Source organism: Paraburkholderia sediminicola (assembly GCF_902859805.1).
Lineage (GTDB): Bacteria > Pseudomonadota > Gammaproteobacteria > Burkholderiales > Burkholderiaceae > Paraburkholderia > Paraburkholderia sediminicola.
Genome location: NZ_CADIKC010000008.1, coordinates 33,550 through 48,904, shown reverse-complemented (window position 1 = coordinate 48,904; position 15,355 = coordinate 33,550). Strand labels below are relative to the sequence as shown.

The window sequence follows — 15,355 nt, the reverse complement described above, 5'->3', positions numbered from 1 at the left end:
ATCACGGCAGCGTGGCGAGCCGTGCGCGCAAGGCGGCGTAAAAACCGTCCGCGTCGACTTCGGTGATCCAGGTCGCGTTCGGCTTGCGGCCGCTATGTCCGCTCCAGTCCACCACGGTTTCACCAAGCGTCCATTCGCCGACTGTCTCGATCATCACGTTGACCTCGCGTCCCTTGAAGAGGGACGGCTCGATCAGGTAGCCGGTCGCGCAAGGGTCGTACATCGGTGCTTCTTCAACGCCCCGGCGTCCCTTCTGATACGCGACTTCCGCGGCCATGATATCGGCGGCCATGGTGCCGCAGCGATTGCCGAGCGCGCGAATCGGTGCGATCCGTGCCGGCGTGATCGGTGCTTTCACGGCGACGTCGCGCGGCAGCACGACGATCGGCACACCGCTCGCAAACACAACTTGCGCGGCCTGCGGGTCGACGTAGATGTTGAACTCGGCCGCGGGCGTGATGTTGCCGCGCTCGAAGAAAGCGCCGCCCATCAGCACGATTTCGCGGATGCCGTTGCGAATCTCCGGCGCTTCGGTGAACGCGGTGGCGAGGTTGGTCAACGGCCCGAGCGCGCACAACGTCACGCTATGCGGCGGCGCCGCGCGCAAGGCGTCGATCAGGAAGGCGACCGCGTGCTGCGGCGCGAGAGGCGCGAGCGGTTCATGCAGCGGCACGCCTTCGAGACCGGTCTTGCCGTGCACGTTGGCGGCCGTGATCAGTTCACGCGTGAGCGGACGCGGACAGCCCGCATACACCGGCAGCGATTGTGTACGCTCGGCCCAGTCACGCACGATGCGCGCGTTGCGTTCGGTGAGGTTGAGCGGCACGTTGCCCGCGACCGTCGTGATCGCGCGCACGTCGAGCCGCTCGCTTGCGCCGAGGGCGAACAGGATCGCGATCGCGTCGTCCTGACCGGGATCGCAATCGATGATCACGCTGCGGCGCGCGCCGCTTTGCAAAGCGGTGGCGCTTGAAGAGGACGTGCCGCTGGCCGCGTCAGCTGCTGCGGCACCACCGGCAGCAGCGGCCAGCATCGGCCACGCCGATGCACCCGCAGCCAGTCCCATGGCCGTGCGCAAAAATGCGCGTCGGTCCTGCGTTGGATCGAAGGCGTTCATCATCGTCAGAACACGTGGCGCATGCCGACCGTCGTGATCATCTGACGGATGCCGGTGGATTGCGCATAGGCGAAAATCTGCGCGTGTTGCGCGTCGCCAGCAGCTTGCTGCGCGATCACCGTCAGCGCGACGTCGGTGCGTTTCGACAGGAAATAGTCGGCTTGCAGATTGACCTGATGCCATTTGGGGCTCGTGTTGATCACATCGTATTTGCCGTCAGTGAAGGCATACGCTGCGCCGAGAACGAGCGCGGGCGTCACGTGGTAATTCAGGTTCAGGTTGTAGTTCTGCAAACGCAGATGCGAACCGTCGAGATAATCGTAGCGGACATCGGTGAAGAGCGCTGCAAATTGCGCAGGGCCGACCGTGTAGAAGCCGCCCGTGCCGAAGATGCGCTGCTTGCTCGCATAGGCAGCCGGATGCAACGCGCTCTTCGCAAAGATCAGCAGCGACGACGCGTAGTCGTTCGAAATCGCGCCGTCCGGATTGGTCGCGCTAAACGGGTTGTTGTACTGCGCGTAGACCACGCTCCACTTCAGCGGTCCGTTTTCGTAACCGGCGCCGAAGCTGTACGCATTGTTATTGGCGAAACCGGTGGCGTTGCTGAAGCCGTATTCGGCCGTGGCCTTCAGGCCGCGATAGTCGGGCGTCACGTACTTCACCGCATTCTGCACGCGGATGTCGTTATAACCGTTGTCGTTGTCGCCGATGTTCACGCCGTTGCTCGCGATGATCACCGGGCCGACATAGTCGTGCACCGTGTCGTACTGCCGGCCGAAGGTCAACGTACCGTACGTCTTGCTGGCGAGCCCGACGAACGCCTGCCGGCCGAACTCGCGGCCGTTTTGCGACGCGGTGCCGGTCATCACGTTGAAGCCATTTTCCAGCTGGAAGATGGCAGTCGTGCCGCCGCCCAGATCTTCGACGCCCTTCAAACCCCAGCGCGGGTTCTGGTTGGTGCCCGACAGTGCCTGCCACGCGTTCTTGCCGCCCTGATTCGTCGCATAGCCGACGCCCGCGGAAATCAGGCCATACAGCGTCACGCTGCTTTGCGCATGGGCGGCGCTGGAGAGCGCGCCGGCGATCGCGAGAGGGGCGAACTTGAGTAGTTTCATCGTGGTCCAGTAGCGGGAAAAGAGGGCGCCGAGCGGAGGGCGCATTCGAACTGGGCTCGACTATACGAAGCCGTCGGCTATAAAAATAATGTTGTTTTTTTATAGTTCTATAAATTTAATCTATTCAATGGGGTCTCTGGTGGCCGCTCGCGGAGCGAGGCCTGCTGAACCGAAGCGCCCTTATCGCCTGTAATGGCATCGTTGCCGGGCCTCGGGCGATTCTGTATGGTGGATCATCGATCTACCCGATGAGACTCCGAATGACGTCCGCAACAGACCCGCTTCTGCAACCGATCCGTACCGATGTCCTGATTGTCGGAGCCGGCCCTGTGGGCCTTTTTGCCGCTTTTGAAGCCGGTGTAATCGGTCTGTCGTGCCAGATCGTCGATGGGCTCGACAAGGTGGGCGGGCAGTGCATCGAGCTCTATCCGGACAAGCCGATCTACGACATTCCCGCGATTCCCTCGTGTACCGCGCGCGAACTGGTCGAGCGCCTGATGGCGCAATGCAAGCCGTTCGATGTGCCCATCCGTCTCGAGCAACGGGTCGAGTCGGTCGAGCAGCGCGACGACGGGCGCTGGACCGTGCGCACCGACCGCGGCCTCGTATTCGACGTAGCCGCGATTCTGCTTGCCGCCGGCAACGGTGCGTTCGTGCCGCAAAGGCTGGCGCTTGCCGAGGCCGTGCCGCTGGAGTCGCGTCACGTGCACTACAGCGTGCAACGTCTCGCCGATTTCGCCGACAAGAACGTGGTGGTGGCCGGCGGCGGCGATTCTGCGCTCGATTGGGCGCTGGCGCTGCGCAAGGTCGCGCGGCGCGTGACCCTGGTGCATCGTCGCAACGGCTTCAGTGCGGCGGATTCGAGTGTCGAGTCGATGCGGCGCGCGGTTGAGGCAGGGGAGATGGACTTCATCGTCGGCGCGATTTCGGGGCTCAACGTCGAAGGCGATACGTTGAAGTCGATCGCGCTACGGCATATCGAAGGCGAAACGCAACTCGACACTGAGCACCTCGTCGTGCTGTACGGGCTGGTTGCCGATCTCGGGCCAATTGCGCAGTGGAATCTGTCGATTCACGGCGGCCGCGTCGACGTGGATACGTCCAACTACGAAAGCTCGCGGCCCGGCATCTTCGCGGTCGGCGACATCGCCAACTATCCGAACAAGCAGAAGCTGATTCTGTCCGGGTTTCACGAGGCGTCGCTGGCGCTGCGCAGGGCGTACACGTACGCCTATCCGGAGAAGAAGCGAGTGCACGTCCATTCCAGTTACGACGCGAAGCTGGCGGAAAAGGTCGGCGCGGCAGGCTGACCGGGGCGACAGCCGTTCAGTCAGTGCGGGAGGCCGTGCTCCGCGGTTCTCCCCGCGAACGTCGGCCACGCGCCGAATATTCGTCCGATCATATTTGCCATCCCCTTGCATTGAGAAATCTGACTTCTGCGAATTTAAATTTGACAGTATCTGACATTGCAGATATATTGATTCCAACCAACCAGGAGCTGCGCATGGATCACTACACGCCGGAGAGTTTCGGTCTGACAAACAGCGTGGGGTTCTCCATCAACAAGGCGCGCAACGTGTTGATTACGGAAATGGACGCCGCGCTCAAAGATCTGGATATCACCAGCCAACAAATGGGCATTCTGCTGTCGTTGCGTCAGGACATTGCGACCACGCCGTTCGAGTTGTCCAAACATCTTGGTATCGATACGGGTTTGATGACACGCATGCTCGACAAGCTCGAGACCAAAGGTCTGCTGGAGCGCTCGCGCAGTATCGAGGACCGGCGCGTCGTCAATCTGAAGTTGACGAAGGCAGGGGAGGACGTCGCCGCGCAACTTCCGCGGATTGCGCCGGCGGTCCTCAACGGGCGGTTGAGGAAGTTCACCAAAGCCGAATTCGAGGAATTGCGCCGCCTGCTGAACAAGTTTCTTGAAGACTAGCAAGCGACGAGGCAAACAGCGCTGCGAACGATCGCAGCCATTTTTTTACCTTAATATCTGACAGGTCAGCAAATGATATTGCAGCTAAATAGGCAGGCAGCCAGGTCACGCATCGCGAAGGCGGGCGTGACGGCAATCTTCGCGGCCGTGCTGTCGGCTTGCGCGAACTACGCTGGCATCTCGAGCGACAAACAGATGGCACAGCCACAGACCTACGCGACGCAACAAAGCCTCCCCGCGGATCATGGCCATTGGCCCGCTGCCGATTGGGCGGACCAGTTTGGCGACGCGCAACTGAAGGCCTTGCTCATGGAAGCGCTGAAGGGCAATCCGTCGATCGAACAGGCGCGGGCACGCGTTGCCGCGGCCGCTGCGTATAGCGACACCGCGAAGGCCAGCACAATGCCGCAAGTCGGCGCCACGTATTCGTTCACGCGCCAGCAGTATTCGGGCACGGCGCTCGTGCCGCCGCCGTATGGCGGCTCATGGCAATCGGAGAATCAGGGCCTGCTATCCGCCTCCTATGATCTCGACTTGTGGGGCAAGAATCGCGAAGCGCTCAAAGCCTCGCTGTCTCAACTGCAGGCGAGCCAGGCGGATGCCGAAGTCGTGAGGTTGTCGCTGACGTCCGCAACGGCACGGGCCTATAACCAGCTCGCCCGCCTGTACGCGTTACGCGACATCGCGCAGCAGGAGATCACGCAACGCGAGCAGATCGACCGCATCACCGCCGGGCGCATTGCAACAGGCCTCGATACTCAGGTCGAGCGCAAGACGGCGCAAGCGAACCTCGCTACGAGTCGCGCGACGTTGGCGTCGCTCGACGGCAGCATCCTCACCACCCGCTATCAATTGGCCGCATTGCTTGGCGCCGGCCCGGACCGTGGCCTCGCGATTGCGCGCCCAACGCTCGGAATCGGCGACGAAGTCGGTTTGCCGGACAACCTGCCTGCCGACCTGGTGAGCCGTCGCCCGGATCTGGTCGCCGCCAGATGGCGCGTCGACGCGCTCACGCATGACGTGAAGGAAGCCAAGGCCGAGTTCTATCCCGACATCAACCTGAGCGCCGCGATCGGGCTCGATGCATTCGGCTTCGGCCGTTTTCTGACCGCAGCGAGCCGCACGGCGTCGGCCGGTCCCGCGATTCATCTGCCGATCTTCGACGGCGGTCAGTTGCGCGCGCAACTGAAGGGCCGGTATGCCGACTTCGACTACGCCGTCGCGACGTATAACCAGACGCTCGTCACCGCGCTGTCCGAAGTCGCGACGCAACTCGCGCAGATCCGTTCGACCGACGAGCAACTCGGCGATGCGCAAGCTGCCCAGGAAGCCGCCCGTGGCGCCGATCAGCTGGCGCTCACGCAGTACAGGGCCGGTCTCGCGAATCAGCTGACGGTACTGAATGCCGACACCACTGCGCTTGCCGCCGATCAGCAGGTCGCCAATCTGAAGATGAACCGCCGCGATCAGCAGATTGCGCTGGCTGCCGCATTGGGCGGCGGCTACAGCGACAGCGCTGATTCGAGCGCACGGGGCAGCGTGGCCGCATCGGCAACCTCGGCAGTCTCAGCAACTTCGGCAGTACAAACCAACCCTGTCGTCGCCATCCGCTAAGACGCCATCGCGACGCTTTCACTTTCTGTCAGGACCCACAAAATGAGCGATACGATCACCACCAACCGCGAGACGGCGGACGCGGACCAACCCCAGCAAGTGCGGGCGCCTGCGAAGCGCAAGCTGCTGCTCGCCTTGCTCGCCGCCACAGTAGTGTTGGCCGGCGCGGGTTATGGCGCCTACTACATCACGAACGGCCAGTATCACCAGTCGACCGACGATGCCTACGTCAACGGCAATCTCGTGCAGCTAACGCCGCAAGTAAGCGGCACCGTGGTGGCGGTGAACGCCGACGACACGCAGATCGTCAAGCAGGGCGCACCGGTCGTGACGCTCGATAACGCCGACGCGAAAGTCGCGCTGTCGAATGCCGAAGCGACACTCGGCCAGACCGTGAGACAGGTCGCCGGCCTGTACGTGAACAATGATTTCTACGCTGCAACCGTCGCGCAACGTCAGTCCGATCTCGCTCGCGCCGAAGACGACCTCAAGCGCCGCCTGGCCGTTGCCGAAACGGGCGCGGTATCCGGCGAGGACATCGCCCATGCACGCGACGCCGTCAGCGCCGCACAAGCCGCGCTCGACGCCGCTCGCCAGCAGGCCGCAGCCAATCACGCGCTGACCGACCGCACGTCGGTCGAACTGCATCCGAACGTGCAGGCCGCCGCCTCGAAAGTGCGCGACGCGTACCTGAGTTACGCGCGCAACACCTTGCCCGCGCCGGTGACGGGCTATGTGGCGCGCCGCTCAGTGCAGGTCGGTCAGCGCGTGGCGCCGGGCACGCCGCTGATGGCGATCGTGCCGCTCGACGGCGTGTGGGTCGATGCGAACTTCAAGGAAGGCCAGCTGAAGCACATGCGCATTGGTCAACCGGTCACGTTGACGGCCGACGTATACGGCTCGAGCGTCAAGTATCACGGCCACGTGGTGGGGTTCTCGGCGGGTACGGGCGCAGCATTTGCCGTGTTGCCTGCGCAGAACGCGACCGGCAACTGGATCAAGGTCGTCCAGCGTCTCCCGGCGCGAATCCAGCTCGACCAGAACGAACTGAACGCTCATCCGCTGCGGATCGGCCTGTCGATGCAAGTCGATGTCGAAACGCGCGACGAGTCGGGCACTCAACTGGGCGCGGCAATCAACACCACTTATCGCACGGACGTGTTCGCCCAGTACGGTGCCGACGCCGACGCCGAAATCGCCAGGATCATCGCGCAGAACATGCCGTCGGCACGTGCTGTAGCAGCAAACGCGACGCCAAAGAACGCAGCACGGGTAGCAGGTTGAACGGGGGATCTCCCGACGCCCGTTTTTTTAACCAATTAGCTGACAAGTCAGACATTAGACTTCTTCGACAGGTGACGAAATGAATGGATCGCCCAACGCCGCAGCGCTCCCGCCTCTGACCGGCGGCAAGCTTGTGCTGGCGACGCTTGCCGTGGCCCTGGCCACGTTTATGAACGTGCTTGATTCGTCGATCGCGAACGTCGCGATTCCGACCATTGCGGGCAATCTTGGTGTATCGGTGGACGAGGGGACGTGGGTGATTACGCTGTTCGCCGCCGCCAACGCGATTGCGATTCCGTTGACGGGCTGGCTCACGCAGCGCGTCGGGCAGATCAAGCTGTTCGTGTGGGCCATTCTGCTGTTCGTACTCTCGTCATGGGCATGCGGCATTGCGCCGACGCTGCCGGTACTGCTCGCGGCGCGGATCGTGCAGGGCGCGGTGGCGGGGCCTTTGATTCCACTGTCGCAAGCGATTCTGCTCGGCTCGTATCCGCGGGAAAAGAGCTCGCATGCTTTGGCGTTGTGGGCCATGACAGCGACGGTGGGCCCCATCGCCGGCCCGGCGCTCGGCGGCTGGATTACCGATAGCTACTCGTGGTCATGGATCTTCTACATCAATATCCCGGTAGGCATCTTTGCAGCAGGCGTGACGTGGGCAATCTACCGCACACGCGAAACCCCGACGAAGCGCTTGCCGATCGACAAGATAGGGCTGCTCTCGCTGATCGCATGGGTGGGCTCGCTGCAGATCATGCTCGACAAGGGCAAGGATCTCGACTGGTTCAATTCGCCTGTGATTGTCGCGCTGACCGTATTTGCGGCGGTCAGCTTTGTGTTCTTTCTGATCTGGGAGTTGACCGAGAAGAATCCGATCATCGACCTGCGATTGTTCGGAGGGCGTAATTTTCTGGGCGGCACGATTGCGATTTCAGTGGCGTACGCGGTGTTCTTCTCCAACCTGGTCCTGTTGCCGCAGTGGATGCAGGAGTATCTGAGCTACCGGTCGGTGGATGCCGGTCTGGCTACCGCGCCGCTTGGCATCTTTGCCGTGATTCTCGCGCCGGTGATGGCGAAGATCATGCCGAAGTCGGATGCGCGAGTGTTGGCGACGCTGGCGTTTCTCGGGTTCGCCAGCGTGTTTTTTATGCGCTCGCATTACACGACGGGCGTGGATACGTGGACCCTGGTCTTGCCGACTCTGCTGCAAGGGATTCCGACCGCGTTGTTCTTTGTGCCGCTGACGGCGATCATTCTTTCCGGCCTCACGCCCGACAAGATTCCGGCCGCTGCGGGATTGTCGAACTTCGCACGGGTGTTTGCGGGAGCAGCGGGAACGTCGCTTGCTACTACAGGTTGGAATGACCGTACGATCCTGCATCATGCGCAGCTGGCCGAGCAAACGAGTGTGAACAATCCGACCTTCACTTCTGCTCTGGACGCCGCGCAAGCGGCGCTGGGCGGAAGCGCCTCACAGGCGATGGCGTTCTTCGAACAGTCGATGAACGCGCAGGCTGCGATGCTCGGGCTGAACGATATTTTCTGGCTTTCCGCCGTGATTTTCGTGGTGATCATTCCGCTGATCTGGGTGACGAAGCCGGACAAGGCAAGTGCGGCCGCGGCGGCTGGCGCCGGGGGGCATTGAGGGCAGGTGTTTCTGCGGTGTGGCCGTCGTCCGATTCAGCCCGCTGACTTTGATTCACAAGGTTGGTCAACGCGGTTGTGCGATCGTTGGGCGACGGTTGGGCAGCGGGTGGGCAATAAGCGAAACATGGAAGTGAGCCGGTGTATGCTGACTGAACATACCAATAGACGCTTTTCACCATGAACAAGACTGACGTCCACCCCGCAGGCGACAATGGCGAGACCGCTGACGAGCCTCCCGTGCTCCGTGCGGATACGCCCGGCGAGGTCGATTACTGGGCGCTGGTCCAGTCGATCGAAGACTACGCGATCTTCCTGCTGGACCCGACCGGACGTATCGTCAGCTGGAATGCCGGCGCGCAAAAACTGAAGGGCTACGCGGCGCACGAAATCATCGGCGAGCATTTCTCGCGTTTCTACCCCGCTGAAGCTGTGGCACGCGGCTGGCCGGCTTACGAGTTGCAGCAAGCCGCGTTGACCGGGCGTTTCGAGGACGAAGGCTGGCGGGTTCGCAAAGACGGCACGACCTTCTGGTGCAATGTCGTCATCACGGCGGTGCGCAACGAGTCGGGTGTGCTGACCGGCTTTGCCAAGATTACCCGCGATCTGACCACCCAGCGCGCGTTTGTGGAAGCGTTGCGGCAGAGCGAAGAGCGCTTCCGTCTGCTGGTCGACAACGTGAAAGATTACGCGATTTTCATGCTCGATCCGGACGGCTTTGTGATGAGCTGGAACGCAGGCGCCGCCCGCATCAAGGGCTATACGCGCGAAGAAATCGTCGGCCAGCATTTCTCGAACTTCTACACACGCGAAGAAGCCGCGGCCGGCAAGCCCGCGCGCGAACTGGCGATCGCGAGACAGCTCGGCAAGGTCGAAGACGAGGGCTGGCGTGTGCGCAAGGACGGCACCACCTTCTGGGCCAACGTCAACATCACCGCTGTGTATGACGAATCGAACCGGTTGCGTGGTTTCGCCAAAGTCACGCGCGATCTGACCGAGCGCCGCGAGCGCGAAGAGCTGGCGCGCTCCAGCGAGCGCATGCGCAAGTTTCTCGCGACCCTCGCCCACGAGTTGCGCAATCCGCTTGCACCGGTACGCAACGCAATCGGCGTGATGCAACTCGAAACGGGGGTGAGTCCGACGCTCGCGCGCTCGCGCGATCTGATCGACCGCCAGGTTACGCACCTCACGCGTCTCGTCGACGATCTGCTCGACGTCGGCCGCATCATGTCGGACAAGGTCGAGTTGCGCCTCGCGCGCGTCGATCTGGCCGAAGTGGTGGCGCGTGCGATCGAAGCGGCACGGCCGTTTACCGATTCGCGGGAGCAAAGTGTGGCTACGCACATGCCGGCCGAATCGCTAATCGTTCACGGTGACACGACACGGCTCGTGCAGGTGCTGCAAAACCTGCTGCATAACGCGTCGAAGTTTTCGCCGCCTGGCAGCCGCATCGAGATATTCGGACGCGTCGACCATCAGATGGCTGTGCTGGAAGTGCGCGATCACGGCCGCGGCATTCCAGCACGTTCGCTTGACGCGATCTTTGAGTTGTTCGCGCAGGAAAAGGAAGGGCAAAGCCTCGGCGAAGGTGGCCTCGGTATCGGCCTCACATTGTGCAAATCGCTGGTCGAATTGCATGGAGGAAGCATCATTGCGAGCAGCGAGGGGCTGGGGTTCGGCAGCTCGTTCACGCTCAGTTTGCCGTTTGCCGCGGCGCTCCCCGCAGAGCAGGCTGATCAAGCCTGCGGTGCGGAAAACGCGGTGTCCGCGCTGCGTATTCTGCTGGTGGACGACAATCGCGATTCCGCCGACAGCCTCGCCATGCTGCTCGAACTCAAAGGCCACGAAGTCCGCATTGCCTACGACGGCCCGCAGGCGATCGCCGTTGCGCCGCGCCTCGTACCCCACCTTGCCTTGATCGACCTTGCGATGCCAAAAATGGATGGCTACGCGACGCTCGAGGCGTTGCGCGCGATGCCCGGGCTGTCCAACACCGTGTTCGCCGCCATGACCGGCTTCGGTCACGCAAGCGATCGCGAACGGACCCAATCGGCGGGATTTCACGCCCATCTGGTCAAGCCGGTGGAACTCGCGCTATTCGAAGCGGTGCTGGAGCAGGCGGAAACGCGGCGCCGGGCGCGCGGTCCCGGCTAGCCGTCAACGCGCGCTTCCTTCATACGAGTGCGCGGCGCGCTATAACCCCTGAAATATTGCGGCGTGCTGCGGGTGCCAGACACCTGCGGCACGCCGCTTGCTGTCGGTCTGCACGCGCTGCGGCTAGCAAAAGTCCGTGCGCACAGATCGAACAGATTCAGGGAGACGCGATGCTCGATACCCGTGATCGTGCGGCCGGCGTGAGTGCGCGACCGCCGGAAAACAACAGCAGAACCCGCACTCGCGATCCCGATGCGTCACTGGCCGGAAAGGGCGCTATGCGTTCTGCCGAGCCGCTCGAAAATTTTCTGCATGACGCGCAATTCGACGCGAGTGACCCCGCCGCGCTGGGCGATGTTTTACGCGCACTGATCCGGCGAGGCTACGATCGTTTGCCCTTCGCACCATTGCCTGGGCACGGGCAGACTCTGGAGCGCTGGCGTACCCTGGCCGCGGTTGCGGCGTGCGATCTCGGTCTGGTCAAACTGTTCGAAGGGCATACCGATGCGCTGGCGATTCTCGCCGAGCTGCACGGGCCCACGCCGCTTCCGGGTAGCCGCTGGGGGGTATGGGCCGCAGAGCCGCCTGACGCGCGCGTGCGGGCCAGCAAACGCGCGACTCGTACCGAAACAGACGATGTCGGGCAACTGTCTCTGAGCGGCACAAAAGCCTGGTGTTCGGGCGCGGACGTAGTCAGTCACGCACTTGTCACCGCGTGGCTCGACGACGAACCGGTGCTGGCGGCCGTCGCGATGGATCACGCGTCGATTTCGATCGACACATCGAAGTGGCAGGCGATCGGCATGCAGGCAACCGCGAGCGCTGACGTCATCTTCGACCAGACACCCGCCACATGCGTGGGCGCAGCTCATGCATACGTGCGCCGGCCGGGCTTCTGGCACGGCGGCGCCGGCATTGCCGCGTGCTGGTACGGCGCCGCCACGCAGATCGGCCGGACCTTGCGCGAAGCGTCCACGCAACGTGCCGACGCACATCGGCTCGCCCACCTCGGCGCGGTCGACATCGCTTTGGCCGCTGCCGCCGCGGTGCTGCGCGAAACCGCTGCTCATATCGACGCGAACCCACAAGCCGACTCGCAGCGTGAAGTCATGCGCGCACGGCTCGTGGTTGAAGAAGCGGCGACGGCCGTGATGTGCCACGCCACGCGCACGCTCGGCGCCGGTCCGTTGTGCCGCGATGCGCGCTTCGCCCGCGCGCTGGCGGACCTGCCTGTGTTCCTGAGGCAAAGCCATGCCGAACGCGATCTTGCCGCGCTCGGTGAGTTGACCGCCAAGGCAACGTTCGATTCCAACATTGCCGCCGGAGGTGCGCCGTGGACGCTCTGACGCGATACATGGAGGGCCGTTGACATGAGCTCAACAGCAGCGTACTTCAACGAACTCTACAAAGGCAGCGACGACCCGTGGAAATTGCGCCAGGGCTGGTACGAGCGCCGCAAGCGCTCGCTCACGTTAGCGCTATTGCCGCGCCCACGTTATCGCAACGCGTTCGAGCCGGGCTGTGCGAACGGGGAACTGACAGCCGAACTCGCGACCCGTTGTGATGCGCTGCTCGCCGCCGATCTGCACGAAACTGCGGTGCGTCTTGCACGCGAACGTGTTGCCGGTATGCGGCAGGTTCGAGTCGAACAGTGCACCGTGCCGCACGAATGGCCGACCGCAACGGCACCGTTCGACCTGATCGTCATCAGCGAATTTGCCTATTACCTTGATGCCGCTGACCTTGAAATGCTGGCCGCGCGCATCGCTGCATCACTCACACCGGACGGCACGCTGCTCGCCTGCCATTGGCGCCGTCCGTTTATCGAGGCGCTGGAGAATGCCGATACCGCGCACGCCTTGTTCGATGCGCGCTGCGGTCTATCGCGTCTCGCACATCACGACGAAGCCGATCTGCTGATCGACGTCTGGTCGCGCGATGCGCGTTCGGTCGCGCAGCGCGAGGGGCTTCTATGATCGGCGTGATCGTTCCGGCGCATAACGAAGAGGCGTTGCTGGCGCCTTGTCTCGCCGCGTTGATCGAAGCAGCGCGACACGCCGATCTGGCCGACGAGGTCGTGCGGCTCGTCGTCGTGCTCGACACCTGCAGCGATTTTTCCGAGGCGATCGTGCGTGCTTACGGCGTCGAGACGTTAACGCTGACTGCGCGCAATGTCGGTATCGCGCGCGCGACGGGTGCCGACTACCTGCTGGCGGATGGCGCTCGCTGGCTTGCCTTCACCGATGCCGACAGCCGCGTATCGCCAGGCTGGTTGGTCGCCCAGTTGTCGCTGGACACGGACGCGGTGTGCGGCTCGATTGCCGTCGACGACTGGACCGCTCATCCGCACAGCGTGCGCGAATATTTTCGCAAGACCTATGTGGACGCGGACGGTCACCGCCATGTGCATGGCGCGAATCTCGGCGTCTCTGCCGAGGCGTATCGACGAGCCGGCGGTTTTCCACCGCTCACGTGCCGCGAAGATGTCGCGCTGGTCGACCGGTTGATCGAGACGGGCGCCAGCATCGCATGGAGCGCTGCACCGCGCGTGATCACGAGTGCGCGCACGGTAACGCGCGCACGCGACGGTTTCGGCGATACGCTCCTCGCGTGGGCGATTGGGACGGGATAAGCGCGGGCGTTAGCCGCGACCGCCGCGCGAAATATCCTCACCCGCGCGATGCGGCATGCGCAGCGTGACCGGAATCGAAGCGAAGGAGCACAGGCCCACCACCAGAAACGCGGGCCAGAAATCCGACCACATGATGCCCGGATGTCCGTGCAGCACGCGCGAAATCTGCAGCACAATACCGCCCACCGTTACGCCCAGGCCGAGCGACATCTGTTGCACGACGCTGCCGAGACTCGTGGCGCGCCCCACGTCGCGGCTGGCGATTTCCGCGTAAGTCAGCGAGTTGAGACTCGTGAATTGCAGCGCAGGGAAGAAGCCGCCGAGCAGCACCACGAACCAGATGATCCAGGTCGGCGTGCCGGGGAAAAACAGGCCGCACGCGGCGATCGCAATCCCTGACAGCGCCGCGTTGACCACCAGCACCGAACGGAAGCCGAAGCGATGCAGCACGCGCGAGGCGAACGTGCGCATGAACATGCCGCCGAACGCGGACGCGCAGGTGATCAGGCCGGACTCGAACGCGCTCATGCCGTGTCCTTCCTGCAGCATCAGCGGCAGCAGAAAGGGCAGCGCGCCGAGGCCGATTCGAAACAGCGAGCCGCCGAGCACGCTCGCCTGGAAAGTCGGCACCTTGAAGAAGCGCAGATCGAGCAATGGCATTTTGACGCGCTGGGCGTACGCGACGTAGACCACCAGCAGAGCGGCGCCGCTCGCGCACATGCCGAACGCGTCCCGATTCGACATGAGTTCGCCGCCGACCAGCGACAGTCCGAGCAGAAGCAGCACCGCGCCGGCCGCCGACAGAAAAAAGCCGATCCAGTCGAGCGGTCCCGGATCCGGTTCACGCGTGTTGGCGATATACCGGTTGGTCAGATAGATGCCGAGAATGCCGATCGGCACATTGATGAAGAAGATCAGGCGCCAGTGCAGATAGGTCGTGATGAAGCCGCCGAGCAGCGGTCCGGCCGCCGGTCCGAGCAGCGCCGGGACGCTCAGATAGTTCATCGCGCGGATAAAGTCGGACTTGTGCACCACACGGAAGATGATGATCCGTCCGACCGGCACCATCATCGCGCCGCCGACGCCTTGCACGAAGCGGGCGAGGGTGAAGGTGGCCAGCGAGTTCGACGCAGCGCACAGGAGCGAGCCGGTCACGAAGATGCCGATCGCGGTGCGGAAAATCGTCCGCGCACCGAAACGGTCCGCAAGCCAGCCGCACACCGGGATAAACACGCCGAGACCGAGCACGTAGCTCGTTACCGCGATTTTCAGCGTGACCGGATCGCGCCCGAAGTCGCGAGCCATGACTGGCAACGCGGTGACGATCACATTCGCATCGACGCTTTCCATGAACATCGCGCATGCGACGATAAGGGGCGCAATCAGGGCTTTCTGAACGACGGTCATGGGGGCGGGCGATCTGCGGCGGAAGGTCGCAGGCAAAGGCGACATTATTGCACCTGTACGGTGCGGATGGTTAATAGTGGAGCGCCTGATTCCGCCCCTTTTCGAGATTGCGAGGATCGCGGATGTGCCCGCCGCACAACATGTCGGCGAGATTATTGATATTTGTTGCGGTGCGGCACGAGAGGACTATAATCGGGTTATTGCCTAGGTATAAACCCTATACAGGAGTCCACCATGAACACCGCTTCCAACGCCGCTGTCCGCACTGCACCCGCCGCTAACACCTTCTTCGGCAAGCTCCGCTCGCTGGCATTGCATGCGCTGAACCTGCATCTGCAAAACTGCGCTGTGATCGCTGAAGCGCATCGCCGCCCGCAGTAAGCATCGCAGCGCCAGTGCCAGCACGGGCGCTTGCATAGCCGGGCTGCCGCCAGGTCACTGGCCGTGGC

General features: G+C 63.1%; 13 protein-coding genes. 10 read left to right on the top strand and 3 right to left on the bottom strand.

Annotated elements, in window-relative coordinates:
- Position 1: 1 nt before the first annotated feature.
- Together R8871_RS25455 and R8871_RS25450 are read right to left on the bottom strand one after the other, a co-directional pair.
- The gene (locus R8871_RS25455) at positions 2-1,120 is read right to left on the bottom strand and encodes a nucleoside hydrolase (RefSeq protein WP_246287713.1); all 1,119 of its coding nucleotides are present in this window, start codon (positions 1,118-1,120) and stop codon (positions 2-4) included.
- 2 nt (positions 1,121-1,122) lie between these two features.
- Positions 1,123-2,232 (bottom strand): porin, encoded by a 1,110-nt coding sequence (locus R8871_RS25450; protein WP_175052940.1) that lies wholly within the window; start codon positions 2,230-2,232, stop codon positions 1,123-1,125.
- A 260-nt stretch (positions 2,233-2,492) separates the two neighbouring features.
- Between R8871_RS25450 and R8871_RS25445 the strand changes: the two genes are divergently transcribed.
- The 9 genes from R8871_RS25445 (at position 2,493) to R8871_RS25405 (ending at position 13,499) form a co-directional block, all read left to right on the top strand.
- Positions 2,493-3,542, top strand: coding sequence for an NAD(P)/FAD-dependent oxidoreductase (locus R8871_RS25445; protein WP_175052939.1), 1,050 nt, complete (start codon positions 2,493-2,495; stop codon positions 3,540-3,542).
- Between the two features lie 194 nt (positions 3,543-3,736).
- Positions 3,737-4,174: a MarR family winged helix-turn-helix transcriptional regulator gene (locus R8871_RS25440; protein ID WP_175052938.1), complete on the top strand. Its 438-nt coding sequence runs from the start codon at positions 3,737-3,739 to the stop codon at positions 4,172-4,174.
- Positions 4,175-4,246: 72 nt separating this feature from the next.
- Positions 4,247-5,788, top strand: coding sequence for an efflux transporter outer membrane subunit (locus R8871_RS25435; RefSeq protein WP_175052937.1), 1,542 nt, complete (start codon positions 4,247-4,249; stop codon positions 5,786-5,788).
- Positions 5,789-5,830: 42 nt separating this feature from the next.
- On the top strand, positions 5,831-7,072 hold the full coding sequence (locus tag R8871_RS25430) for an HlyD family efflux transporter periplasmic adaptor subunit (protein WP_175052936.1): 1,242 nt from the start codon (positions 5,831-5,833) through the stop codon (positions 7,070-7,072).
- Positions 7,073-7,151: 79 nt separating this feature from the next.
- Positions 7,152-8,714, top strand: a complete 1,563-nt coding sequence (locus R8871_RS25425) for a DHA2 family efflux MFS transporter permease subunit (RefSeq protein WP_175052935.1) — start codon at positions 7,152-7,154, stop codon at positions 8,712-8,714.
- Between the two features lie 179 nt (positions 8,715-8,893).
- Positions 8,894-10,867, top strand: coding sequence for a PAS domain-containing hybrid sensor histidine kinase/response regulator (locus R8871_RS25420; protein ID WP_175052934.1), 1,974 nt, complete (start codon positions 8,894-8,896; stop codon positions 10,865-10,867).
- Between the two features lie 170 nt (positions 10,868-11,037).
- Positions 11,038-12,213, top strand: coding sequence for an acyl-CoA dehydrogenase (locus R8871_RS25415; RefSeq protein WP_175052933.1), 1,176 nt, complete (start codon positions 11,038-11,040; stop codon positions 12,211-12,213).
- Between the two features lie 24 nt (positions 12,214-12,237).
- Complete coding sequence (locus tag R8871_RS25410; protein ID WP_175052932.1) at positions 12,238-12,843, top strand: class I SAM-dependent methyltransferase; 606 nt, start codon at positions 12,238-12,240, stop codon at positions 12,841-12,843.
- Positions 12,840-13,499: a glycosyltransferase gene (locus tag R8871_RS25405; protein ID WP_175052931.1), complete on the top strand. Its 660-nt coding sequence runs from the start codon at positions 12,840-12,842 to the stop codon at positions 13,497-13,499. The genes R8871_RS25410 and R8871_RS25405 overlap by 4 nt, the downstream gene beginning before the upstream one ends.
- 9 nt (positions 13,500-13,508) lie before the next feature.
- Here the strand turns inward: R8871_RS25405 and R8871_RS25400 are convergent, their stop codons facing one another.
- The gene (locus tag R8871_RS25400; protein WP_175052930.1) at positions 13,509-14,906 is read right to left on the bottom strand and encodes an MFS transporter; all 1,398 of its coding nucleotides are present in this window, start codon (positions 14,904-14,906) and stop codon (positions 13,509-13,511) included.
- Positions 14,907-15,140: 234 nt separating this feature from the next.
- Between R8871_RS25400 and R8871_RS25395 the strand changes: the two genes are divergently transcribed.
- A complete protein-coding gene (locus R8871_RS25395; RefSeq protein ID WP_175052929.1) occupies positions 15,141-15,287 on the top strand; it encodes a hypothetical protein in 147 nt (48 codons plus the stop codon).
- Positions 15,288-15,355: the final 68 nt, after the last annotated feature.

What these genes read in the sequence shown, in the direction of transcription:
- R8871_RS25455 (WP_246287713.1), bottom strand. Translation starts at nt 1,120, where the DNA reads ATGATGAACGCCTTCGATCCAACGCAGGACCGACGCGCATTTTTGCGC.
- R8871_RS25430 (WP_175052936.1), top strand. Translation starts at nt 5,831, where the DNA reads ATGAGCGATACGATCACCACCAACCGCGAGACGGCGGACGCGGACCAA.
- R8871_RS25435 (WP_175052937.1), top strand. Translation starts at nt 4,247, where the DNA reads ATGATATTGCAGCTAAATAGGCAGGCAGCCAGGTCACGCATCGCGAAG.
- R8871_RS25400 (WP_175052930.1), bottom strand. Translation starts at nt 14,906, where the DNA reads ATGACCGTCGTTCAGAAAGCCCTGATTGCGCCCCTTATCGTCGCATGC.
- R8871_RS25450 (WP_175052940.1), bottom strand. Translation starts at nt 2,232, where the DNA reads ATGAAACTACTCAAGTTCGCCCCTCTCGCGATCGCCGGCGCGCTCTCC.
- R8871_RS25440 (WP_175052938.1), top strand. Translation starts at nt 3,737, where the DNA reads ATGGATCACTACACGCCGGAGAGTTTCGGTCTGACAAACAGCGTGGGG.
- R8871_RS25420 (WP_175052934.1), top strand. Translation starts at nt 8,894, where the DNA reads ATGAACAAGACTGACGTCCACCCCGCAGGCGACAATGGCGAGACCGCT.
- R8871_RS25395 (WP_175052929.1), top strand. Translation starts at nt 15,141, where the DNA reads ATGAACACCGCTTCCAACGCCGCTGTCCGCACTGCACCCGCCGCTAAC.
- R8871_RS25415 (WP_175052933.1), top strand. Translation starts at nt 11,038, where the DNA reads ATGCTCGATACCCGTGATCGTGCGGCCGGCGTGAGTGCGCGACCGCCG.
- R8871_RS25425 (WP_175052935.1), top strand. Translation starts at nt 7,152, where the DNA reads ATGAATGGATCGCCCAACGCCGCAGCGCTCCCGCCTCTGACCGGCGGC.
- R8871_RS25410 (WP_175052932.1), top strand. Translation starts at nt 12,238, where the DNA reads ATGAGCTCAACAGCAGCGTACTTCAACGAACTCTACAAAGGCAGCGAC.
- R8871_RS25405 (WP_175052931.1), top strand. Translation starts at nt 12,840, where the DNA reads ATGATCGGCGTGATCGTTCCGGCGCATAACGAAGAGGCGTTGCTGGCG.
- R8871_RS25445 (WP_175052939.1), top strand. Translation starts at nt 2,493, where the DNA reads ATGACGTCCGCAACAGACCCGCTTCTGCAACCGATCCGTACCGATGTC.